This window comes from Thalassospira lucentensis (assembly GCF_032921865.1).
Classification (GTDB): Bacteria; Pseudomonadota; Alphaproteobacteria; order Rhodospirillales; family Thalassospiraceae; genus Thalassospira; species Thalassospira lucentensis_A.
Window position 1 is genome coordinate 3098593 of sequence record NZ_CP136684.1, and the last position, 23234, is coordinate 3121826.

19 protein-coding genes are annotated in these 23234 nt (G+C 56.5%); 10 read left to right on the forward strand and 9 right to left on the reverse strand.

What is annotated here, in order from left to right; genetic code table 11:
• Nucleotides 1–12: 12 nt before the first annotated feature.
• The 5 genes from R1T41_RS15040 to purM form a co-directional block, all read right to left on the reverse strand.
• On the reverse strand, nucleotides 13–996 hold the full coding sequence (locus tag R1T41_RS15040) for a formylglycine-generating enzyme family protein (RefSeq protein WP_317337675.1): 984 nt from the start codon (nucleotides 994–996) through the stop codon (nucleotides 13–15).
• Between the two features lie 89 nt (nucleotides 997–1085).
• The gene (locus R1T41_RS15045; protein ID WP_317337676.1) at nucleotides 1086–2084 is read right to left on the reverse strand and encodes an HAD family hydrolase; all 999 of its coding nucleotides are present in this window, start codon (nucleotides 2082–2084) and stop codon (nucleotides 1086–1088) included.
• An 81-nt stretch (nucleotides 2085–2165) separates the two neighbouring features.
• On the reverse strand, nucleotides 2166–3812 hold the full coding sequence (locus R1T41_RS15050; RefSeq protein WP_317337677.1) for an arylsulfatase: 1647 nt from the start codon (nucleotides 3810–3812) through the stop codon (nucleotides 2166–2168).
• A 428-nt stretch (nucleotides 3813–4240) separates the two neighbouring features.
• Complete coding sequence (gene purN / locus R1T41_RS15055) at nucleotides 4241–4915, reverse strand: phosphoribosylglycinamide formyltransferase (RefSeq protein ID WP_317337678.1); 675 nt, start codon at nucleotides 4913–4915, stop codon at nucleotides 4241–4243.
• A complete protein-coding gene (purM, locus tag R1T41_RS15060) occupies nucleotides 4903–5976 on the reverse strand; it encodes a phosphoribosylformylglycinamidine cyclo-ligase (protein ID WP_317337679.1) in 1074 nt (357 codons plus the stop codon). The genes purN and purM overlap by 13 nt, the downstream gene beginning before the upstream one ends.
• Nucleotides 5977–6322: 346 nt before the next feature.
• Here purM and R1T41_RS15065 point away from each other — a divergent pair, with 346 nt between their 5' ends.
• From R1T41_RS15065 to rnd, 7 genes are all read left to right on the forward strand, one after another.
• Nucleotides 6323–7447: a DUF2066 domain-containing protein gene (locus R1T41_RS15065; protein WP_231858305.1), complete on the forward strand. Its 1125-nt coding sequence runs from the start codon at nucleotides 6323–6325 to the stop codon at nucleotides 7445–7447.
• 99 nt (nucleotides 7448–7546) lie between these two features.
• On the forward strand, nucleotides 7547–8644 hold the full coding sequence (locus R1T41_RS15070; RefSeq protein WP_062952402.1) for an AI-2E family transporter: 1098 nt from the start codon (nucleotides 7547–7549) through the stop codon (nucleotides 8642–8644).
• Nucleotides 8645–8651: 7 nt separating this feature from the next.
• Nucleotides 8652–9398: an HdaA/DnaA family protein gene (locus R1T41_RS15075; protein ID WP_082832684.1), complete on the forward strand. Its 747-nt coding sequence runs from the start codon at nucleotides 8652–8654 to the stop codon at nucleotides 9396–9398.
• Between the two features lie 89 nt (nucleotides 9399–9487).
• Nucleotides 9488–10024 (forward strand): ATP-dependent zinc protease, encoded by a 537-nt coding sequence (locus tag R1T41_RS15080; RefSeq protein WP_062952403.1) that lies wholly within the window; start codon nucleotides 9488–9490, stop codon nucleotides 10022–10024.
• A 61-nt stretch (nucleotides 10025–10085) separates the two neighbouring features.
• A complete protein-coding gene (gene rimK, locus R1T41_RS15085; RefSeq protein ID WP_062952404.1) occupies nucleotides 10086–10991 on the forward strand; it encodes a 30S ribosomal protein S6--L-glutamate ligase in 906 nt (301 codons plus the stop codon).
• Nucleotides 10992–10994: 3 nt separating this feature from the next.
• The gene (locus tag R1T41_RS15090; protein WP_317337680.1) at nucleotides 10995–12083 is read left to right on the forward strand and encodes a succinylglutamate desuccinylase/aspartoacylase family protein; all 1089 of its coding nucleotides are present in this window, start codon (nucleotides 10995–10997) and stop codon (nucleotides 12081–12083) included.
• An 89-nt stretch (nucleotides 12084–12172) separates the two neighbouring features.
• The gene (rnd, locus tag R1T41_RS15095) at nucleotides 12173–13342 is read left to right on the forward strand and encodes a ribonuclease D (protein ID WP_114111509.1); all 1170 of its coding nucleotides are present in this window, start codon (nucleotides 12173–12175) and stop codon (nucleotides 13340–13342) included.
• An 84-nt stretch (nucleotides 13343–13426) separates the two neighbouring features.
• Here the strand turns inward: rnd and R1T41_RS15100 are convergent, their stop codons facing one another.
• Nucleotides 13427–14287 (reverse strand): SDR family oxidoreductase, encoded by an 861-nt coding sequence (locus R1T41_RS15100; RefSeq protein WP_317337681.1) that lies wholly within the window; start codon nucleotides 14285–14287, stop codon nucleotides 13427–13429.
• A 106-nt stretch (nucleotides 14288–14393) separates the two neighbouring features.
• Here R1T41_RS15100 and R1T41_RS15105 point away from each other — a divergent pair, with 106 nt between their 5' ends.
• Nucleotides 14394–15308, forward strand: coding sequence for a LysR family transcriptional regulator (locus R1T41_RS15105; RefSeq protein WP_317337682.1), 915 nt, complete (start codon nucleotides 14394–14396; stop codon nucleotides 15306–15308).
• Here R1T41_RS15105 and R1T41_RS15110 read toward each other — a convergent pair.
• From R1T41_RS15110 to R1T41_RS15120, 3 genes are all read right to left on the reverse strand, one after another.
• Nucleotides 15305–16549, reverse strand: a complete 1245-nt coding sequence (locus R1T41_RS15110; protein WP_317337683.1) for a DUF1835 domain-containing protein — start codon at nucleotides 16547–16549, stop codon at nucleotides 15305–15307. The two genes, R1T41_RS15105 and R1T41_RS15110, sit on opposite strands and share 4 nt — an antisense overlap.
• Before the next feature lie 136 nt (nucleotides 16550–16685).
• Nucleotides 16686–18182 carry a Ppx/GppA family phosphatase gene (locus R1T41_RS15115; RefSeq protein WP_317337684.1) on the reverse strand — a complete coding sequence of 499 codons (1497 nt, stop codon included), beginning with the start codon at nucleotides 18180–18182 and terminating at the stop codon, nucleotides 16686–16688.
• A 33-nt stretch (nucleotides 18183–18215) separates the two neighbouring features.
• Nucleotides 18216–20363 carry an RNA degradosome polyphosphate kinase gene (locus R1T41_RS15120; protein ID WP_062958968.1) on the reverse strand — a complete coding sequence of 716 codons (2148 nt, stop codon included), beginning with the start codon at nucleotides 20361–20363 and terminating at the stop codon, nucleotides 18216–18218.
• 194 nt (nucleotides 20364–20557) lie between these two features.
• Between R1T41_RS15120 and R1T41_RS15125 the strand changes: the two genes are divergently transcribed.
• Together R1T41_RS15125 and aspS are read left to right on the forward strand one after the other, a co-directional pair.
• A complete protein-coding gene (locus tag R1T41_RS15125; protein ID WP_062952415.1) occupies nucleotides 20558–21094 on the forward strand; it encodes a SixA phosphatase family protein in 537 nt (178 codons plus the stop codon).
• A gap of 246 nt (nucleotides 21095–21340) precedes the next feature.
• Entirely contained in the window at nucleotides 21341–23128 is a 1788-nt protein-coding gene (gene aspS / locus R1T41_RS15130; RefSeq protein WP_085645772.1) for an aspartate--tRNA ligase, read from the forward strand.
• The last annotated feature ends 106 nt before the right edge of the window (nucleotides 23129–23234 follow it).

Genomic DNA, 23234 nt, shown 5'->3' on the forward strand with positions numbered 1-23234 from the left:
TGCAATATCGGGTTACGGGCTGACATCTTTGACAATTCTGAAACCGACGTGATTGGTCGCAAGGCTGGTTTCGGCCTGCTGGCGGGCGGCAGGACGGTATCGCAGGCAATAGGACGGGGCGCAAAGCCACGACCCACCCTTTACCACATGCATCGGGCCGACAGAAGGATCGGCAAAGGTGGCGGCAATTGCCTTGGGCGGACCCTGCGGGTTGTCTTGTGTTCCGGCGGTGTGGAACGGTACCCACCAGTCAGACACATGTTCCCAGACATTGCCCGCCATATCAAAAAGACCATAGGCATTGGGGGCGAACGATCCGACCGGGGCGGTCCCGTGATAGCCATCATCCTTGGTATCGGTATTGGGAAATTCACCCTGCCAGGTATTGGCTTTCCAGCCTTGCGACGGATCGTATCCTTCGCCCCAGGTATATTCGTTGCCATCCAAACCGCCGCGCGCGGCAAATTCCCATTCCGCTTCGGTCGGCAGGCGACCACCGGCCCATTTGGCATAGGCCGCCGCGTCTTCGGGGGATATCTGAACCACGGGATGGTTTTCCATGCCGTCAATCGTGCTTTCGGGGCCAAGCGGATGCCGCCAGTTTGCCCCGGCCACGTAACGCCACCATTTGCGAAAATCGCGGCTGTCGACCGGGTTTGGTGGCTGGGCAAAGACCATGGAACCGGCCTTTAGCAGATAGGCGGGCACACCCGGATATTTTTGCGGATCAAGGTCGTTCTCGGCGGTGGTGACGTAATCTGTTTCGGCGACAAATTCGGCGAATTCGGCGTTTGTCACCTCGGTCTTTTTGATTTGGAACGCGCCGACCGTTACCTGATGGGCAGCGCGTTCTTCCTGATAGTGGCGATCCGATCCCATCCTGAAGGTGCCACCGTCAAGGCGCACAAAACCGTCGTCCTTGCCGAAAAACCATATGGCTGCCGCACCCAGTATGCACACAGCAGCCAGCGCAGAACCTGCATAGAGTCTCTTCAACGGGTATGCTCCCAACGGATATGCTTTCGGACCGGCATTTCTGGCCGTTTCCGATGATTGCGGGGCGGACGGGGGTTCCCTGTCGCAGCTTACTGGCCGGGATAGACCTGTTTCCAGTCGTTTTTCATGCTGACGATTGTCCAGCCCAGTCCGGGCCCCTCGTCCAGAGCCTTGTCGAGTTTGCCAAATACCGATTTGCGGTCATAGGCAACTTCGCGGTCGCCATCATCATGATGGACAATAAGGCCAAACCGTTTTCCGTCCCCGGACGTTGCCCATTGCAGCATCTGGAAATCGCCGTCCGAATTGCCAAAGGCGGCAATCGGGCGTTTGCCGATATGGCCCAGAATGCCAATAGGCTTGCCTTCCTTGTCATCGACAAAGTCGACGGCTGGCAGACGGTTGATGACCGGTTTACCGTCGACAACCTTGTATTCGGTTTTGATCGAGGAACCGACAACCCGTTCCGTCGGAATGCCGTAAACCTTTTCCGTCCAGGGGCGCATGAACTCGATACCGCCGCCCGAAACGATGAAGACCCTGAAATCGTTGCTATGAAGATAATCAACCAGTTCAAGCATCGGCTGATAGACCATATCGGTATAAAGTCTGCCGGTTTTGGGGTGCTTTGCGGTTGCGATCCAGTCGGTTGCGATTTTCGTGAATTCATCGCTGGTCATCCCGGCATGGGTGACGGCAACCAGTTCGACCACGCCCTTTTCACCGGTTGCAGCAAGACCCTTCAGGTCCCCGGCAAGGACCGATTTATAGGGCTCCTTGTCCTTCCATTCGGGGTGATCGGGCGCCATCTGTTTTATGCGATCAAGCGCAAAGGCAAGCTGCACATACATGGGCTGCTCGCTCCAGAGCGTGCCGTCATTGTCAAACGTTGCAATCCGGTCGGTTGGGGCGACGTAGTCCGGGCCACCCTCGGTGGTTACGGCCGTCACGAAATCAACAATTGCCTGCTTTGGTGCGCCGTCATTCCACGAAGGAAGCGGATCGGACTGTGCCATCGCACCGGTAACGGACATGCAGGCGGTGACGAGGCAGACCCCGAGCACATGAAAGACTGACTTGAGCCACATGGGATAAGCCCTTTCAGGAACAATTTTTCACGGAGATGTCCGCCCCGCTTTGCAACGGGGCGGACATTCGGGTTTGCGGGATCAGTTTCCGCTTGGCAGGCCGATATTGAAGCCTTCGTTCTTCAGGGCATCGCGTACATAGCTGAAGCGCTGATACTGGCTAAGCGTGATCGGGCCGGTATAGACTTCGCTTTGTGCCTTGCGCGGCGGGTACTTGATGTAGGTTTTCATCAAATCCGCGACTTCCTGGTTGATCACCGGCAGATACCAGGTGCGTTCGGTGTAGTTGTTCATGAAGATGTCGTAACGTTCCTGCGGATCTTGCAGGATGTCAAAGATCTGCGGAACCGCGGCGACATAGCTTTCCGGGCCTTTCCAGCCGAGGTTCGAATCAACGGCCAGCCCACCGGTGGCGGCACCGTTATCACCCCGCAGGTTGAAGACGGCCTTATAGTGACCGACACGGGCAGCACCCGGAGTCAGTTCGTTTTCGGTGAAATAGAACCATGCTTCACGTTCCGACTCACCGCTACCTTCCCAGACCGGGGTCATATCGTAACTGTCAAAGATGATAGGCTCGCCTTCCCGGTCTTCTTTCGGCAGTTCGATACCGGCGACGGATGCAAAGGTTGCCATCAGATCAAGGCCGCCGACAACCGCCGCACTTTTGGTGTCAGGCTCGACATGGCCGGGCCAGCGAACAATCGCCGGGACGCGGTTGCCGCCTTCACGAACGGTACCTTTGGTGCCGCGGAACGGCGTATAACCCGCATCCGGGTAAACGTCCTGCCATGCGCCGTTATCGGTGGTCCAGAAGACGATGGTGTTGTCTTTCAGTCCCAGCTCGTCGAGCTTGTTGACGATGTTGCCGATGCGCGTGTCAAGTTCAACGACGGAATCCGCATATTTGGATTTCGAAATCGATTTATGTTCGAAATCGGGATGCGGCATGTTGGGTTGATGCAGCTTCATGAAGTTGACATTGATGAAGAAAGGCGTGTCGGGCTTCTTTGACGCTTCTTCAAGGAACTCGACAGTGGCTTTTTCAACATAGCCGTCAAAATAGGGAATACCGACGACACCTTTGTCCGGGGTGTCGACATACTGGCCGTTGATTTTGAAATCTTCGGTCGGTTTTTCACCGGCCTTGCCCGAAAGCGAACCCTTTGTCACCTCGGTAAACATTTTACGAAGATCGTCGGGCATATCGGGGAACCAGGTCGGATCGGCATAGGTATAGGCATTGAGGTGGTACAGGCCGACATATTTCATCACGTCATAGCCTTGGGCATTGGGAAGGGCGTAATCCTCTTCACCCAGATGCCACTTGCCGGTGAAATAGGTATCATAGCCACCGGTTTTCAGTACCGAGGCAAGAGTCCATTCGGCTGCCGGAAGGCCGCCGCCCTGTCCCTGAAAGGCCACCGTCGTCATGCCCGAACGGTTCGGAATGCGGCCGGTCTGCATGGCTGCACGGCCCGGTGTGCAGCTTGGCTGGGCATAGAAGGATGTGAACATCATGCCTTCTTCGGCCAGTTTGTCGATATTGGGGGTCGGCATACCGCGGGCCTCGCCGCCCAGATAGGGACCGGTATCGCCATAACCGGTGTCGTCCGAAACAATGAACAGGATATTTGGCTTTTGCGCATTTTGGGCGAATGCCAAGCCCGGCAAGGCGGCGCAGGCAAGTCCTGCGGCCATCAGGCCCGCTATGATTTTCGGTTGCATAGCTGTATAGCTCCCTTCAGTCCGTTAAAACGGGTGGCGGCAAAGCCTCCCTGTGCTCGTGCTCCCATCGGGAGACTTAAGGTTTCCACCTGCATTGTTCGGAAACTGTTGCCCTGATGGCGGGATTGCAGCTTCAGGAGTGCCTGGCAGTTCGATTTGCTCTTGCTGATTAAGCCGGAGCGGTTCGGCAGCATCCGACAAGGTGACGTTTCTGATACGCTTGAGAGTTATAATTAGTGAAAACCCATGATTGATTATTGGGTCGCCACAATAGCTTGGCAAGATGTAAACGATAATTTGTAGTCGATTGTTTTGTTACAGCCAATACGGGCATTCGTGCTGAAGGTGTCGTTATCCGCCCAAAGAAAAAGGGGCGAACTTTCGTTCACCCCTTAAAACCATTTGCGGATCGCCCGCCACAGGCGCAGTCAGTTCGGTTCAGGCACCGGATTGATCTGCGCGAAATCGGGTGCATTCGCATCGGCGACCGTTACGATCCCGGCGTCATTGGTCGAAACCCGGCCCTCGGCGATCCAGCGGATCACCTGCGGATAGATGCGGTGTTCCTGTTTAAGGATGCGCTGCGCGAGCGTACCCGCATCATCACCGGGCAGGACCGGCACCACGGCCTGCGCAATGATCGGGCCGGAATCAACCTCGGGCACCACATAATGCACCGTGCAGCCGGAATATTTGACCCCGGCATCAAGGGCAGCCTGATGAACATGCAGGCCCTTGAAGCTTGGCAGAAGCGACGGGTGAATATTGATCAGGCGGCCCTGCCAGCGGGTCACAAAGCTTTCGCTGACCAGACGCAGGTAACCTGCCAGAACCACCAGATCGGCACCGGATTCTTCAATCAGGCCGCTGACCGTGCTGTCATAGGCCTCGCGACCACCTTCAAAGCCCTTGTGCGAAATGGCTTCGGCCCGGATACCGGCACGGCGCGCACGTTCAAGCCCACCGGCATCAGGCTGATTGGAAAACACCAGAACGATTTCAGCCGGATAATCGGACGCCTTGCAGGCATCAATGATCGCCTGAAGATTCGACCCGCCGCCCGATACCAGAACGGCAAGCTTCAGCGGTGTTACTTTTCCCATGCAGCGGCCATGTTCTTGATGATGACCTGCGGGCCATCACCGGCACGCGGGCCGATCACACCGATCTGGCTGACGGTTTCGCCGTTTTCACGCAGCAATGCTTCGGCCTCATCGGCCTTATCGGCCGGAACCACAACGCACATGCCAATGCCGCAGTTAAAGGTACGCGCCATTTCAACCGACGGAATGCCGCCCTGTTTGGACAGCCATTTGAAAATCGGAAGGAATTCCCACGTGCTGGCGTCAAACACCGCCGTCAGGTTTTCCGGCAGAACGCGCGGGACGTTTTCGGTCAGACCACCACCGGTAATATGCGCCAGCGCCTTGACCAGACCGGCCTTATGCACCGCAAGGCAGCTTTTGACATAGATTTTGGTCGGTTCAAGCAGCGCCTCGCCAACATTTTTGCCCGGTGCAAACGGGGCATCATCGGCGTAATCAAGTCCGGCAAGTTCAACAACCTTGCGCACAAGCGAATAACCGTTGGAATGAACACCGCTTGACGCCAGACCAAGGATCACATCGCCCTCGGCAACGTTGGAACCGTCCAGCAACTCGCCACGTTCCGCCGCCCCGACCGCAAAACCGGCCAGATCATATTCACCGTCCGCATACATGCCCGGCATTTCGGCGGTTTCCCCGCCGATCAATGCGCATCCTGCCTGTTTGCAGCCCTCGGCAATGCCGGCAACAACATCGGTTGCCTTTTCAACGGCAAGTTTGCCCGTGGCAAAATAATCAAGGAACAGAAGCGGTTCTGCGCCCTGAACCACAAGGTCATTGACGCTCATGGCGACAAGGTCGATGCCGACGGTATCGTGTTTGTCAGCCAGAAAGGCGACTTTAAGCTTGGTGCCGACACCGTCGGTGCAGGAAACCAGAACCGGATCATTGTAACCGGCAGCTTTCAGGTCGAACAAAGCGCCGAATCCCCCCAAACCACCGGTAACGCCGGTTCTGCTGGTTGCTTTGGCCAGCGGTTTGATTGCATCGACAAGGGCATTGCCAGCATCGATATCGACACCGGAGTCCTTATAGGTAAGGCCGTTGGAGGCGGTCATTGGGTGATCCTCGGCTTAAGCGCATGGATAAAACAAAGCGGGAAACCCCGCGTTTTTCATCAGTACGCCCTGACTTCAAATTGTCATTCGCGCGATGTTCCGGGGCCGGATGAACCAGATACCCGGGAAATACCGCCATAGTGACGCCTTTAATCAGATCGATAACCACAGAAAAAGCGTCATACTGATAAAAAACGCGGGCTTGATAATTTCCGCTGGGCCGAAAATACTCAAACGCGGGCAATATGCAATGCTCAGGTGCGCATGGGAGAGTTTTCTTTCCAGAATGCTTCACTCGTGCCACAAAGAGCATCAAACCATCGAAAAAATGGGCAAAGAGGCAAACGTGCTTACAAGACTCAAAAAATTCAGGCTGTTGGCGGGTATCGCCGGACTTTCGGCGTCCTTATCCTTTCCGGTATTTGCACAGGATATCTTTTCGGTATCGGGCGTGCATGTTGACGAAAGCGCAGAAACCGCCGCGGCCGCACGTGATCAGGCCCTTGCCATCGGGCAGCGCAAGGCCTTCGAAGAGGTTGTCGCGCGCCTGACATTGCCCGAAGACCGCGCGGGAATTGGCAGCCCCAGCCAGGCGGACATCAATAACATGGTGCGCGATTTCGGGGTTTCGAACGAGAAAACATCTTCGGTGCGCTATATCGCGGACATGACGGTGCGGTTCAAGGAAACCGAACTGCGCAACTATCTGCGTTTCCGCGATATCCCGTTTGCCGAACTGCAATCCAAGCCTGTGATCGTTGTGCCGGTCTATCATTCGGGCGGTTATACCAGCCTGTGGGATGATCCAAACCCGTGGCGCGATATCTGGAGCCGCAATTTCGCATCGGGTGGTCTGGTGCCGGTCAAGGCACCGATTGGCGATTTGCAGGATATCGGCACCGTTTCGGCCGAGCAGGCGGAAAATGGTGCGGTGGAACGCCTTAACGAACTTGCGCGGCGCTATGGTGCGAATGTTGCCGTTGTCGCCAGTGCCTCGGTTAGCGGTGAAACCGGATCGGAAACCGTTGACGTGACCGCGACGCGCTATGACACGGGCGGCGCGCCGCAGGTATTTGGCGTGACCGAAACAACCCAGTCGGGAGAAAGCCTGAACGACACGCTGATACGTGCCGCCAAGGGCGTGCAGGATCAGCTTTCTGCCGGGTGGAAACGTGCCAACCTGATCAATTACGGCACCGGCGGACAATTGATGGTGTTCATCCCGATCACCGGGCTTGATGACTGGGCCCGGATCGAGGACCGCATTGTCGGACTGCCCGTCGTTCGTGCCAGCCGGGTTGTGGCGATGTCGCGCCGCGAAGTGCAGATTTCGGTGGACTATGTCGGTTCGATCGATCAGTTCCGGACCGCATTGGCACAGCAGAATTTAAGCCTGAGCCAGATGGGCGAACTTTGGTTTATCCAGCCAGCCGGTTCTGATCGTTTGCAAAGCCTGTCGATCGGCGGATAATTCCGCCGGTCTTTTTATCATGCAGGATGTACCGCAGATATCTGAGGGGGCGGGCATCATCAAGGCAGCATGACAGCGAAACAAGGGGGTTAAACGGACATGACCATCCGGCAGCAGGCACGTTTCTGGCTGATTTTCATTGTCGGTTTTTTCCTACTGATCTGGTTGTTTTCCAGCATCCTGTTGCCGTTTGTTGCCGGGATGGCAATTGCCTATTTCCTTGATCCTCTGGCCGACCGGTTGGAAGAACGCGGTTTTAACCGGACGCTGGCAACCACGGTCATCACGGTTCTGTTTTTCCTGATTTTCATTTTCGTCCTGTTGCTGATCGTGCCGATGATCGGCAACCAGCTTGCCGGTTTCCTTGAAAGGCTACCGGGCTATATCGATACGCTGCGCAATACCATTCTGCCCCATATCCAGCATATCGTTGACCGGGTTGCCCCGGAAACGCTGCAAAACATATCGGACTCGGCCAAGGGACAGACGGCCAATGCCATCAAGTGGGTTGGCAATATCCTGACCAATGTGTTGTCGGGCGGATTGGCGTTGCTGAATTTCCTGAGTTTGCTGTTCATTACCCCGGTTGTGGCATTTTACCTTTTGCGCGACTGGGACAAGATCGTTGCCAAGGTCGATGGCTATCTGCCGCGCCGTTCGGCAAAGGATATCCGGCAGTGCGCGCGCGAAATCGATGAAACCCTGGCGGGCTTTGTACGCGGGCAATCGACGGTCTGCATGCTGCTGGGGCTTTTCTATGCGATTGGACTAAGCCTTGTGGGGCTGGAATTCGGCTTTGTCATCGGCTTGATGACCGGGCTTGTATCCTTTGTGCCCTATGTCGGGATGATTGCCGGTTTTGCTGTCGGAATGGGGGTCGCGCTTGCACAATTCGGGGTCAGTGTCGATCTGGCGCTGGTGGCCCTTGTGTTCGGGGCGGGGCAGTTGATGGAAGGCAATTTCCTGACGCCGAAGCTGGTCGGGGACAAGGTTGGTCTGCATGCGGTCTGGGTGATGTTTGCCTTGCTGGCCGGGGGGGCGGTTTTCGGATTGCTCGGTGTGATGCTGGCCGTGCCGGTGGCCGCTGTGATTGGTGTGCTTGTGCGATATGGTTTAAGGCAGTATCTCGGGAGCCGGTTATATGATCACGGCCCGGACAACCCGGCCTATGATCCGTTAAAAGACGCCGAGAATTGAGTTCACAGTGACCCGCGCGATCAAAAAGACGACCATGGACGATACGCTGGCGGCACCCGAAAAGGGGCCGGATGGTGGATCGCCGGAATTTTCGCCACAGCAATTGCCGCTGGCGCTGGAACTGCGCCCGGCATTGGGACGGGCCGATTTCATGGTCGCTGATTGCAATCGTGAAGCCGTTTCATGGATCGATCACTGGCCCGATTGGCCGGTGCCCGCCCTTTGCCTTTATGGTCCGCGCGGATCGGGCAAAAGCCACCTTGCGGAAGTATGGCGGGCACGCTCGGCCGCGTTAAGCGTATCGGGTCATGACCTTGTCGGGGCGAACCCGGACGTACTTCTGGGCGATGCCACCGGGCTTGTGATCGAGGATGCCGATCTTGGCCTCGACGAGACGGTGTGTTTCCATCTTTACAATATGCTCAAGGAACGCGGCGGGCATTTGCTGATGACCGCACAGCAACCCCCTGCGCGCTGGAAAGTCGATCTGCCGGATCTGAAATCACGGCTGGGTGCGGCACTGGTCTGCGAGATTTCCCCGCCCGATGACGACCTGATGGTCGGGCTTCTGATCAAGCTGTTTGCCGACCGGCAGATGGCGCCGAGCCCCCAGATCATTGCCTATATCCTGCCGCGCATCGAACGCAGCTTTGTCGCGCTGACTGAACTGGTGGCGGCCATTGACCGGCAGGCATTGGCGCAAAAGCGCGCGGTGACATTGCCGCTGGTCCGCTCTGTGATGGATGCTCAATAAATCCCGATCCCGGGCAGACGCATTTTCGATAGGCGATGCAAGCTGTTAGGCGTTATATTGGTCCGACTGCAAATTACCGGATAGTGCATGTGACGACGCGCAAGACCAAGGTTAAACCGTCCCTTAAATCCAAGACCGATGCCCTGATAAGTGCGGGGCATGTGCTGGGCTGGCGCGAATGGATCGGATTTCCGGATTTCGACGTACCCTTCATGAAGGCCAAGGTCGATACCGGGGCGCGGACATCGTCGCTGCATGCGTTGAATCCGCGTGTCATTGATCGCGATAATCAAAAATTCGTAAAATTCATCTTGCCGCATTACCGCGGTGACGGGCATGGTCGTATTGAGTGCATGGCACCACTGGTTGAAACGCGCGAGATTCGCAGTTCAAACGGCGAGGCCGAAGAACGCTATGTCATTTCGACCCATATTGCCGTCGGGCATCATAAAATCCGGGTCGAGATTTCACTGGCAAACCGTTCGTTGATGGGCTTTCCCATGCTGTTGGGACGGACCGCGATGAAGGCAGGAAGATTTTTGGTTCAACCGTCGAAATCTTATCTGGCGGGGAAACCGGAACAGGTTTATACGGCGCTGAAATCCGACACTGTTTCGGAACAATGATCCGACGCTGTCGTTGAACTTTCGACACATTCAGTAACGCTCGACCACGGGAGTCCATTGCATGAAGATCGCAATGCTTGCGCGCAATCCTAATCTGTACTCCCACAAACGGCTGGTCGAGGCGGCCGAAAGTCGCGGGCACGAAATTGATGTGATCAATACGCTGCGCGTCACGATGAACATCACCTCCCTTAAACCCGAAGTCTATTACGGCGGCCAGAAACTGAGCGGCTATGACGCGGTGATTCCGCGTATCGGTGTTTCGGTAACGTTTTTCGGGCTGGCGGTGTTGCGCCAGTTTGAAATGATGGGCGTTTATCCGTTAAACGAATCCGTCGCGATTGGCCGGTCGCGCGACAAGCTGCGCTCCCTGCAGATCCTCTCGCGGCGCGGTGTCGGCCTGCCGGTCACGGCCTTTGCCCATGATCCGAAAAAAACCGACGAGGTGCTTTCCATCGTTGGCGGTGCGCCGGTGGTGATCAAGCTTCTCGAAGGTACCCAGGGCATTGGCGTGGTTCTTGGCGAAACCGAAAAATCCGCCAAATCCGTGATCGAGGCCTTCCGTGGTGCGAATGTTGATATCATGGTGCAGGAATTCATCAAGGAAGCGGGCAATACCGATATTCGCTGCTTTGTGATTGGTGGCAAGGTCGTTGCCAGCATGGAACGCAAGGGGGCCGAGGGCGATTTCCGGTCCAACATTCATCGCGGCGGTTCGGCGCGGTCCGTGCGTATTACTCCGCAGGAACGCGCAACAGCAGTTGAAGCCGCCAAGGCGATGGGGCTAAATGTCTGTGGTGTCGATATTCTTCGCTCCAACCACGGTCCGGTGGTGATGGAAGTCAATTCATCACCCGGTCTGGAAGGCATCGAAGGCGCAACCGGCAAGGACATTGCCGGGATGATTATCGATTTCATGGAAAAGGATTACCGCCCCGGAAAGGTGCGGACCAAAGGCAAGGGATAAACTGTGAACGAGATCGGGAAAAAAGTATCCAAAGCCAAATCGGCAAAGGTAGCCAGAACCCCGGACTTCGAGATTGGCGGCAAAAAAGTCCCCGCCGGGACCCGCCAGATCGTTGATATTCCGATCTCGCTTTTATCCAATCACACGCCGGTCAATCTGACGGTCAATGTGGTGCATGGCAAACGGCCTGGTCCGGTCCTGTTCGTCAGTGGTGCCGTGCATGGCGATGAAATCGTCGGGGTGGAGGTCATCCGCCGCGTTTTGAAATCGCCCGCCCTTCGCGGCATGCATGGAACCTTGCTGGCGGTGCCGGTGGTCAATGCGTTCGGCTTTTTGAACCATACGCGCTATCTGCCTGACCGCCGTGATCTTAACCGGTGTTTCCCCGGTCATTCGGCGGGGTCGCTTGCCGCACAGCTTGCCCATCTTTTCCTGACCGAGATTGTCGAGAAATCCGACTTCGGCATTGATCTTCATTCGGCAGCCGTGAACCGCGTGAACCTGCCCCAGATCAGGGTCAATGACGATGATCAAGACATTATGGCCTATGCCGAGGCTTTTGGTGCGCCGATCATCCTGACCAGCCCGCTTCGCGAAGGATCGCTGCGCCAGGCTGGCAAAGAGGCCGAAGTACCGATCCTGCTCTATGAGGCGGGCGAGGGGCTCCGATTTGATGAAATGTCGATCCGGGCCGGTGTTTCGGGGGTTTTGCGCGTGATGCGCAAACTTGGCATGACATCGGGCCGCTCCATCCGCGATCCGAAAGTCGCCCCCTTCAAATCATCCAGCAGCCATTGGCTGCGCGCACCTGTCGGCGGGATTTTGCGGACGTTCAAGATCGCGGGCGAGTTTGTCCACGAGGGCGACGTGGTCGCAGCCGTTTCCGACCCGTTCGGTCTTCGCGATGCCGAGGTGGTGGCGAAACATGCCGGGCTGATCATCGGGCGGACCAATCTGCCCATCGTCAATCAGGGCGATGCGCTTTTCCATGTGGCGGCGATCAAACGGTCATCCGAATTGCAGGAACGCATGGATGCCATCGAAACCCATCTGCAATCCGATCCGTTGCTTGACGAGGATGAGATCATCTGAGGCGGCGGGTTTTCCGTGCTTTTTACGCATGATAGCTGCCATATCGAAGCTACTGGCGGATCACGCCCGGCAATGTTATAGCAAGGTTTATGGAACCAATTACAAATACAGAAGAACTGCGCGCGTTGTGCGAAAAGCTCCGGCAGTTCGAATATGTCACGGTCGATACCGAGTTCATGCGCGATTCGACCTATTGGCCGCAGCTTTGCCTTGTGCAGTTGGCAAGCCCCGAAGCATCCGATAATGGTGCGGCGGTTGATCCGCTGGCCGAGGGCATTGACCTTGCCCCGTTGTTCGACCTGATGCAGGACGAAAGCGTGGTCAAGGTGTTTCACGCCGCCCGTCAGGATATCGAGATTTTTGTCCATCTCAGCGGCAAGGTCCCGCACCCGGTATTCGATACCCAGGTGGCGGCGATGGTGCTGGGCTATGGTGATCAGGTCGGCTACGAGACGCTGGTCAACAAGGTGGTGCGCAAGAATATCGATAAATCGATGCGCTTTACCGACTGGTCGCACCGTCCGCTTTCGACCAAACAGCTTAGTTATGCGCTGTCGGATGTGACGCATCTGCGCGTGATCTATGAAGCCTTCCACGAACGGCTCGAAGCCAATGGTCGTGCCTATTGGCTGGCCGAGGAAATGGAACGCCTGACCGATCCGTCGATCTATTCGATTGATCCGAAAGAAGCATGGCTGCGGCTTAAAACCCGCTCCAACAGCCCGAAATTCCTGGCGGTGGCGCGCGCGCTTGGCGAATGGCGCGAGACCGAGGCACAACGCAAGAACCTGCCGCGTAACCGCGTTCTGCGTGATGACACGCTGCTTGATATTGCTGCCCGGCAGCCATTGACCGACAAGGATCTCGACAAGACCCGCGGTGTTGGTCGCAATTTCGGCAGCAGCAAACCCGGTCAGGCCATCATCGAAGCCATCCAGGCTGCCCTTGATAGCCCGCAGGAAGACTGGCCGCAGCCAAAACTCCGCCCGGACCTTCCCGCCGGGATCGGCCCGACGGTGGAGCTGCTTAAGGTGCTGCTAAAGCTCTGTTCCGAGGAAAAGGGCGTTGCCCAGCGCCTTGTGGCGTCCAGCGATGATTTGCAGAATATTGCCGCCGATGACAATGCCGACGTCCCGGCAATGCATGGCTGGCGGCGCGAGCTGTTCGGCCAATATGCCCTGCAACTCAAGCACGGACAGATCGGGCTCAAGCTCAAGAACGGCGAAGTGGTATTTGTCGAGCTTGAAGCTCAGGACTAAATCCCGCGATCCAATCGAAGACATGAAAAAACGGGCCAGCTTTGGCCCGTTTTTCGTTTTTGTCCGTTTTTTGACTGCGGCGGATTATTTCAGCGCCGCTTTCAGGAAATCTGCGGTGCTTTGCGGTGCGCGGCCGACAACCTTGGCGAAATCATCGCTGGTTTGTTCATAATCGCCATTACGCGTGCCAACATACATGCCGCTTAGCGCCTCGATCAGATGGTCAGGCAGGCCAAAGCTTGCCAGAATGCCGGTATGGACTTCGGGCGGCAGATCGACATAACGGATATCCTTGCCGGTTGCGTCGGCAATGATGGCGGCGATATCGGCAAAGCCGATCGGCGTGCCCGAAAGGTCATAGGTCTGATTGACATGGTCGGCCGGATTGGCAAGCACGGTGGCGGCAGCTTCGGCAAGGTCATTACGCGGAATGTAGCTGACCTTGCCATTGCCGGCAGGGGCACCAAAATCACCGGTTTCAAGCGCATGCGGAACGCCCGCCATCAGAAGGTCGGTATAGAAGCTGTTGCGAAGCAAGGTGAAGGACAGGCCGCTTGCCTTGATATAGCTTTCCGTGTCGGCATGGATGGCGGCATAGGTGAACGGGCTTTCAGGGCGTGCATCGATGAAGCTGGTATAGACGAGATGTCTGACACCGGCGGCCTTGGCGGCATCAACCGCGGTCCGGTGCTGTTTGATGCGGGTTTCAACATCGGTTTCACCCGAAATGATCAGCGCGATATCAATGCCCTTGAACGCATTGGTCATCAGGGCAAGATCATCAAAATCGCCATGGCGGACATCAATGCCTTCGGCGGCCATTTCCTGTGCCTTGGCAATATTGCGCACGCTGGCTGCAATCTGGCTGGCCGGGACGCGGTCCAGCAGATGTTTGACAACAAGGCTTCCGAGCTGGCCGGTGGCGCCGGTAACGAGGATTTTCATGGTTTCATTTCTCCGGTAATCGGTGGTGGGCATTGGCCCGTCAATGAAATGAAACTGCACCTGATTTCCCATATGATCAATTCGATCAAGGTGATAGTATTCATGTATGAACATCGATGAATTGGACCTTGATTATCGTCTGCTGCGGCTTTTCCTGACGATCTATGACGAGGGATCGGTAACCGCCGCGGCCAATCGCCTTGGTGTCGGGCAACCGACGGTCAGCCACGGGCTCGACCGGTTGCGCCAGATTGTCGGTGATCCGCTTTTTGTCCGGTCGGGGCGGGGCATTACGCCGACCGCCCATGCCGATGAAATGGCCGGGCGGGTGCGCATCCTGTTGCAGGATTTGCGCAACCTTGCCCGCGTTGATGCCTTTGATCCGAATGATCCGGCGCAATCAGCCCGCTTTGTGATCGGCACCAACGATTACGAGGTGGCGGTAATCATGCCTGAACTGTTTCGCATCATCCGCGGCTATGCCGCCGATATCCGGCTTCGGATTTTGCCGATCCATGGCGATACCAACGTGATCGACCGGCTGCGCAGCGGCCAGCTTGATCTGGCGATTGGCCTGCATATGACCGAAAATGTTGGCGATGTCGCGCAGCAGACCCTGTTTCGTGAACATATGGCCTGCTTTTACGATGCCGATTGCCATGACGTGCCACCCGATACGCTGGACCGGTACTGCAACGTGGCCCATGCGCGTGTGATCATCGGTAATAACGATCATTCGGCGGTGGACGATGCATTGCACGCCATCGGGCGCAAACGTCGCACGGTTTTGCAGGCATCAACCTTCGCCAGCATCGCAAGCCTGATCCGCGCAACGGACGTGATCGCATCGCTGCCATCGCGGCTTGAACGCAATGTTATGGCGGGATTTGGCAGTTGCACCTTCCCGCTTGATTTCCCTGAATACAGCTTTGCCCAGTCCTGGCATGTGCGCAACGCCGCCAGCGCCCCGCATAAATGGCTGCGGGGCGAGATTTTCAGGGTGACGCGAAAGCTGGTTTAAGGTCCTGTTGCACCGCTAATCCGGATGCCGCCAACCCATCGTTCCCCGGTGTAAAACGCCATGAAATTCCGGGTGCCGGAAAGGACTTCGTTGCCGGTTTCAGAAAGCGACAGGGTGCGGTCCGGCCAGGGCGTCTGGCTCGGGTCTTCGGGATAGGTGAAAAGCGGCATTTTCGCCCGGCTCATATCAACAAGCACATCCCAAAACATCAAATCGCCCAGAAACGGCAGCGGGTCATAACTTCGCATCAGGTGGCCAAAGATTTTGCCCGCCGTGATCGGCCCATGATCCCGGATGATTTGCAGCGTCAGTTTCTGCGTCAGGCCAAGACCGTTTTCGGGATCAGGCAATTCACGCAGATGCCGATCAAGGGCCGCGATCATGCAGGGGATTGGCGATTGGCCGTTATCGATGATGGCGCGCAGCGCATCGGGGTTTGAGGCACGGATCGCGGGCCAGACCGCTTGACCGAATGTCAGCATGTCATCCGAAACCGGCGCACGGGCATTGTCCCAGCACCAGATCAGCAGTTCGGGCGAAAGCTGACCAAGGCCGATGAAACGCTCAACCCCCGGCACCCGATCCACACAAATCAGGTCAAGCCTGGTTTGCGGGCGGAGTGTGGCGATGAAATCAAGCAGGAAGGCCAGTATAAGCTGATCGTAGCTGTCATGTTCAAACCACAGCACGACATGATCATAATCGCCCAATGTCGCCAGCCCGGCATATTCGCGTTGCAGACGGGATAGCGCATCGGGAAAATCGATGCGATAGGACGATGCGATAAAGCGTACCCGCGTTTCGATAAAGTCGGGCAGGGGCACATCGGGCACCGGTCCCTGACAGAACGGATCGGAAAACTCCATAAAGGCACCAGCAAAACCGGCCAGTTCAAGGCCATGTCTGATGTCCGAGCCACAACGCAGATGCAGGGTTTGCGGGGTATCAAGTATTGGCAGATGCCCCGATGCAATCTGGCGCTGATGTTCGGTAATTCGGTCGATATGGGATTTCAGTTTCGGCCAGCTGGCAAAGCCGTTTTCGCGCGCGATGACAAGCTGGCTATCGGCCAGTTGCAGATCATCAATGCTTTTGCCGGGCAGGTGGGCCGCAATCCGGGTTTGGGCATCGGCCTGCTGGCTTCGGGCGGATTTCAGCAGTTCCTTGGCGCGCTTGCGCTGCTGTTCAAGGTTAAGACGGCCGTCAAATATTCCGGATTTCGATGTGCGCGAAGCAGACATACGATTCCCCTGTGCTTAAGCCTGTGTCCGCCAGACAGGCAAGGAAACCGTGTGGTTCATATGTCATCTAAGACCGGGCGCAGCCCTTTCCGCGGACGGGGTGCTTCGGGAAGCAGCCCCAGCATAGCATGCCTGGTCAGGGTTGGGGAAGCTGATCGACGATGACGACCTGGCTTTCGCAATCCATCAGTTTGGCAAGTTTTGATAAACGCTGTTCGACGACTTCACCGTTGAGTGCCGCGAAGTCCCTGTGCATCTGAAGTGTAAGCGTCTTGTCTTCATGAACAAGCGCCGTACCGGGAAGGATGCCTTCAACACCCCCCGAAAGGGTATGGCCAAGGCGGATGGCGTGACCGTAAAGGCGACCGATATTACGCGTATCATCGTCAAGCAGCCGGTCACTGGATTCGTCACCCTTGAAATTGCCGGTATAGCGCGACCCGATGGTATAGGCGAGGAACACCCGGTCATGATGGTTCAGATCAAGATAGGGGTGATGCAGGATGCGGTTATAGCTCTGGATCGCCCGGTAATCGGGATGTTCGTTCCAGCCGACATCGCCGATGATACAGGCAGCAAGGCGCAACCGGCCCAGATTCCCCGGCTGTTCGCGGAAGATCGGTGCCGACCAGCGATAAAGTTCCTCGCCATGCTGATGGAAACGTTCGCCGTCTTCGGCAAAGCTGAGACAGGCATCAAGCAACGGATCGCGTTCGCGCAATTCGTCGGGCAGGGCTTCATACATCCAGCCTTCGCGCAGGCCATGGCTGGAAAAGACGACTTCCTTGGCCTGCATGCGTTCAAGCAGCATGTTCATGACAAGGCCCGCATGCGGCAGGCTATCAATGCGGCGTTTGGAAACACCACCAACCTTGTCAAGCGACACACGGCTTTGCTGGGATATGATATGCGTCAGTTCCGCGATTTCGGCACGTGGCATGGTCAGATTATGCACGACCGAAATCGGATAGTTTTCCTGCGCGATATAAAGCTTGGCAATCGAACGCCACGAACCGCCAACCGCAATCAGCGGTTTGCCCGCACCTTCATGCAGCCAGTCGACCGTATCAAGATGAGTTTTGACCTCTGCCTCAAGCCGGGTACGGTCGGCGCCGAATACCGCATGCAGGCGCATGGCGCCCAAGGGGACGCTGACGCTTTTTTTGATCTCGCCTTCCTCAAGCAACACCAGTTCAAGCGACCCGCCACCGATATCACCCATGATGCCGGTGGCACGGCGATCACCGGAAATAATGCCAAAGGCCGAAAGACGGGCTTCTTCAAGCCCGTCAATCACCTTGACGTTCAAACCGGTTTCCGCATGCACGCGATCACAAAATGCCTGCCCGTCGCTGGCCGCACGGACCGCAGCGGTGGCAAGGATATCGACACGTGTGACCTTCATCGCACGCAACAGCCGGGCGAACCGCCGCAGGGCAGCGGTTGCCATTTCAACGCCTTCGGGGTTCAGCCGTCCGGTATTTTCCGGATCACGGCCAAGGCCGCACATCACCTTTTCGTTGAAAATCGGGGCCGGTGCGCGTGTCATGCCATCAAACACAACAAGACGCACCGAGTTCGAGCCAACATCAATGATGGCAATACGGTTGGAAACCCTTTGGTCAGTCAGCATGCGGTTGGTTGAACCTGTCTAGGTATGCACTCGTTAATCATCAAGCTGCAGCACGGGAACATTCGGATCTTCCTCGCTAAGCGCGCTGCCACGGCCTGAAAGTGACGGGTTGGTCATGAAATACTGATGAGAGGAGAATGAATTTTCGTCTGCTTCGCACCGCTCATATGACCCGTCGGGCTGCAGGTACCAAGCCTGCGCCGTATCTTTCAGATTTGCAATCATGATCTGTTCGACAATCTGGCGTTGGCAAGTGGGGTTTTCCACCGGAACCAGCGTTTCGACACGACGGTTAAGGTTGCGCGGCATCCAGTCGGCGGATGAAATAAACGCCTTGGCCTTGCGCGATGGCAGTTTCGCGCCGTTTGCAAAGACGACAATGCGCGAATGTTCAAGGAACCGACCGACAATGGATTTGACGCGAATATTTTCTGACAAGCCCGGCACACCCGGCCGCAAACAGCAAATGCCGCGCACCACCAGTTCGATATGTACCCCGGCCTGGCTGGCGCGATAAAGCGCATCAATCACCACCGGATCGACAAGGCTGTTCATCTTGGCCCAGATGCCCGACGGTTTGCCCGCCTGACAGTTTTGGATTTCCTGATCGATATGGGTCAGAAGGGTCGGGCGCAATGTATGCGGTGCAATGGCGATTTTCTCAAGCGAGCGCGGGGTGGCATAGCCGGTCATGAAATTAAAGATACTGGCCGCGTCACGCCCCAATGCCGGATCGCACGAGAAGAACGAAATATCGGTATAGAATTTCGCGGTGATCGGGTGATAGTTGCCGGTCCCGAAATGCACATAGGTCCGAAGCCCGTGGCTTTCGCGCCGAACCACCAGCGACACCTTGGCATGCGTTTTCCAGTCAAGGAAACCATAAACCACCTGACAACCGGCACGCTCAAGGTCCGCCGCCCAGCGCAGGTTGGCTTCCTCGTCAAAACGTGCCTTAAGCTCCACCATGGCCGTAACCGATTTGCCGGCCTCGGCGGCGGCAATCAGGGCCTTCACAATCGGGCTGTTTTCCGATGTGCGATAAAGGGTCTGTTTGATCGTGACAACATCGGGGTCACGTGCGGCCTGCAACAGGAACTGCACAACGACGTCGAAATCTTCGAACGGGTGATGAACGACGATGTCCTTTTTGCCAATCGCGGCAAAACAATCACCGCCAAAGTCGCGCACCCGTTCGGGATAACGCGCGCCGTATGGCGGGAACAGCAGATCATGATGCAGATCGGAATCGATCAGTTGTTTGACGTCAACAACCCCCAGAAGACCATCAACCTTGACGACTTCCTCAGGTGCGACTGAAAGTTCATCGACCACGAAATCCAGAAGGTCTTCGGGCATCTTGGCATTGACTTTAAGCCGGATGATGCTGCCGCGGCGACGGCGTTTCAGCGCGGTTTTGAAAACGCGCACCAGATCTTCGGCTTCTTCTTCAATTTCAACGTCCGAGTCACGGATGACACGGAACAGGCCATGTTCGATCATGTCGAAACCGGGGAACAGCTTATCCAGATAAAGCACAATCGCCTGTTCCAGCGGAAGGTAGCGTTCGGTGCGGCCCGGCAGGCGCAGGAAACGGCCGATCTTCGGCGGCACCGGGATCAGGCCGCGCATATTGTGACCATCCGCCGGGTCAAACAGCTGCATGACAATCGCAAAGCCAAGGTTCGGAATGAACGGGAAAGGATGCGACGGATCAATGGCAAGCGGTGTCAGGGTCGGGAAGATTTCGCGCATGAAATAGCCATCAAGCCATTTGCGGTCCGTCTGCGTCAGATCTTCCGGCCCGATCACGGAAATGCCGTGCTTTTCCATCTCGGTGCTAAGCTGCTGCCAGATGCGCTGCTGATCCTGCATCAACTGGTTGGCGTCGTATGTAATCGCACGAAGCTGCTCGGACGGGCTCATGCCATCCTGGCTGACCTTGGTCATGCCCGCGCGCAACTGCCCGACCAGACCGGCAACGCGAACCATGTAAAATTCGTCAAGGTTGCTGGCGGAAATCGACAGGAACCGTACACGTTCAAGCAACGGATGACGCTGATTTTGGGCCTCTTCAAGGACGCGACCGTTAAAGGCCAGCCACGAAAGTTCGCGGTTTATAAAGCGCTTGTCCGAATCAAGTGTGATTGCGCTTGATTGAATAACGGCGGCGTGGGTCACGCTATGCCTCCTGCGAAAGTGGGTTTGTGTCCTTGAAATAAGGCGACAGGCCCCGGTTGCGATTGGAGTATAGGATAACTGCTTGTCGGGGTGCAATTTTCTTAAATTTTTAAGTCAGTTTTTATGATGGCTTCACAGCGCCCTATGTGACATGCAAAAGTCTGCCTTTCGCGAGATTACCGGATACCGATTTTATGAAGACACTGCTCCTGCTCAGGCATGCAAAATCAAGCTGGACCGATCCATCCCGGTCCGATCATGACCGGGAACTGAACCGGCGCGGTGAACAGGCAGCCCCGGTGATGGGGCGCTACCTGCAGGATCAGGGACTGGTGCCTGATCTGATCTGGTGTTCGACCGCGGCACGTGCCGTGCAGACATTGACGTTGCTGGGGCGCGATTTTGCAAGCACGTCAGACGTGATCTATAACGAAGACCTCTATATGGCGAGCGAGAAGGTGTTGCTTGACAGCCTTGTCCAGACTCATGACGAAGCGCGTTGCGTGATGATGGTCGGCCATAATCCGGGGATGGAGGATTTCGCCGCACAGTTGTTTGGCGATGGTGACGGCGAGGCGTTGTTGCAGATGAAGCGCAAATTTCCCACCTGCGGACTTTGCCAGTATGAATTTGACGTTGATCACTGGGCGGATGTCCGCCCCGAAACCGGGCGTCTGATCCGCTTTGTAAAGGTCAAGGATTTGCAGGGCATCGGTGCGCCGCCAACCTGAAATTCCGGCCAGCAATGCAGACCATTGCGACGGGCACTTGACGGCAGGCCTTTGGCAGCGTTTTATACCGCAGAATTTCAAGCGCCGCGTCGCGCAAACAGACAGATCACCCGATTTGACCGCCCCCAATTGACCGGGGTGGTCGGTTTGCGGTGCTTTTTTGTTTGACAGCGCGGTGCAGCCATGCACCTTTGCGCCAAATTTGCGGCCCGAAATACCAAGCATACAAAGCAACCTGGAAAGACCATGCATCCTTATCGTTCACACAATTGTAATGCGTTGCGCGCCTCTGACGCCGATGCGGAAGTGCGCCTGTCCGGCTGGATCCACCGCAAGCGCGACCACGGCAACCTTCTGTTTGTCGATTTGCGCGACCATTACGGCATCACCCAGATCGTGATCGACATTTCAAGCCCGCTTTTCGCGGTTCTTGAAAAGTCGCGCGCCGAAAGTGTGATCACGGTGGATGGCAAGGTCGTCAAACGTACCGCCGAAACCGTCAACCCGAACCTGCCGACCGGCGAGATCGAGGTTTACGCGTCCAATATCGAAGTCCAGTCGTCGGCCGACGTTCTGCCGATGCCGGTATTTGGCGATGCCGAATATGGCGAGGAAATCCGCCTGCGTCACCGTTACCTTGACCTGCGTCGCGAAAGTGTTCATTCGAACATCGTTCTGCGTTCGCGTGTGATTTCGGCGATGCGTCAGAAAATGACCGCACAGGGCTTCCTTGAAATCCAGACCCCGATCCTGACGGCAAGCTCGCCGGAAGGTGCGCGTGACTTCCTGGTACCGTCGCGCATGCATCCGGGCAAGTTCTATGCCCTGCCGCAGGCACCCCAGCAGTTCAAACAGCTTCTGATGGTTTCGGGCTTTGACCGTTACTTCCAGATCGCACCGTGCTTCCGCGATGAAGACGCCCGGGCTGACCGTTCGCCGGGCGAGTTTTATCAGCTCGACTTCGAGATGGCCTTTGCCACCCAGGACGACGTGTTTGACGCGATCGAACCGGTTCTCCATGACATCTTTGTCGAGTTCGGCGGTGGTCGTGACGTAACGCCGCTTCCGTTCCCGCGCATTCCGTTTGATGAATCGATGGCGAAATACGGCTCGGACAAGCCCGACCTTCGCAACCCGATCATCCTGTCTGACGTGACCGAAGCCTTCCGTGGTTCGAATTTCGGCATCTTTGCCTCGAACATCGAAAAGGGTTCGGTGGTTCGCGCCATTCCGGCACCGGGGGCCGCAGGCCGCCCGCGCAGCTTCTTTGACAAGCTGAACGCCTGGGCACGCGAAGAAGGTGCGGCTGGTCTTGGTTACATCGTTTATGATGAAAACGGCGAAGCCAAAGGCCCGATTGCCAAGAACCTTGATGCCGAACGTATCGCGAAAATCAAGGAAGTCACCGGCGTTGCCAATGGCGATGCGGTCTTCTTTGCCTGTGACAAGGAACTGGCTGCCGCGAAATTTGCCGGCAAGTCGCGCGACAAGGTTTGCGATGAACTGGGCCTTCGTGAAGACGGCATGTTCAAATTCTGCTGGATCGTTGATTTCCCGATGTACGAGGAAGACGACGACGGCAAGATCGAATTCAGCCACAACCCGTTCTCGATGCCGCAAGGCGGCCTTGAGGCCCTTGAAAGCATGAACCCGCTTGATATCAAGGCATGGCAGTATGACATCGTCTGTAACGGTATCGAACTGTCGTCGGGTGCCATTCGTAACCACCGCCCGGACATCATGTATAAGGCGTTCGAGATTGCCGGTTACGGCAAGGACGTCGTTGATGACCGCTTTGGCGGCATGATCAACGCGTTCAAATTCGGCGCCCCGCCGCACGGTGGTTCTGCCCCGGGTGTTGACCGTATCGTCATGCTTCTGGCTGACGAGCCGAACATTCGCGAAGTCATTGCCTTCCCGCTGAACCAGCAGGCGCAGGATCTGATGATGAATGCCCCGGCCGAGGTCGATGACCGCCAGCTCAAGGAACTGCATTTGCGTGTGCAGCTTCCGCCGAAAATCAAAAAAGACTGATTTCTGTCTTTTGATTACGACTAAAAACGGTCCGGAAATTTCCGGGCCGTTTTTGTTTGTCTATTGACCCTCGATACTTACGTAATCTTAACCCGTCACAATCAAC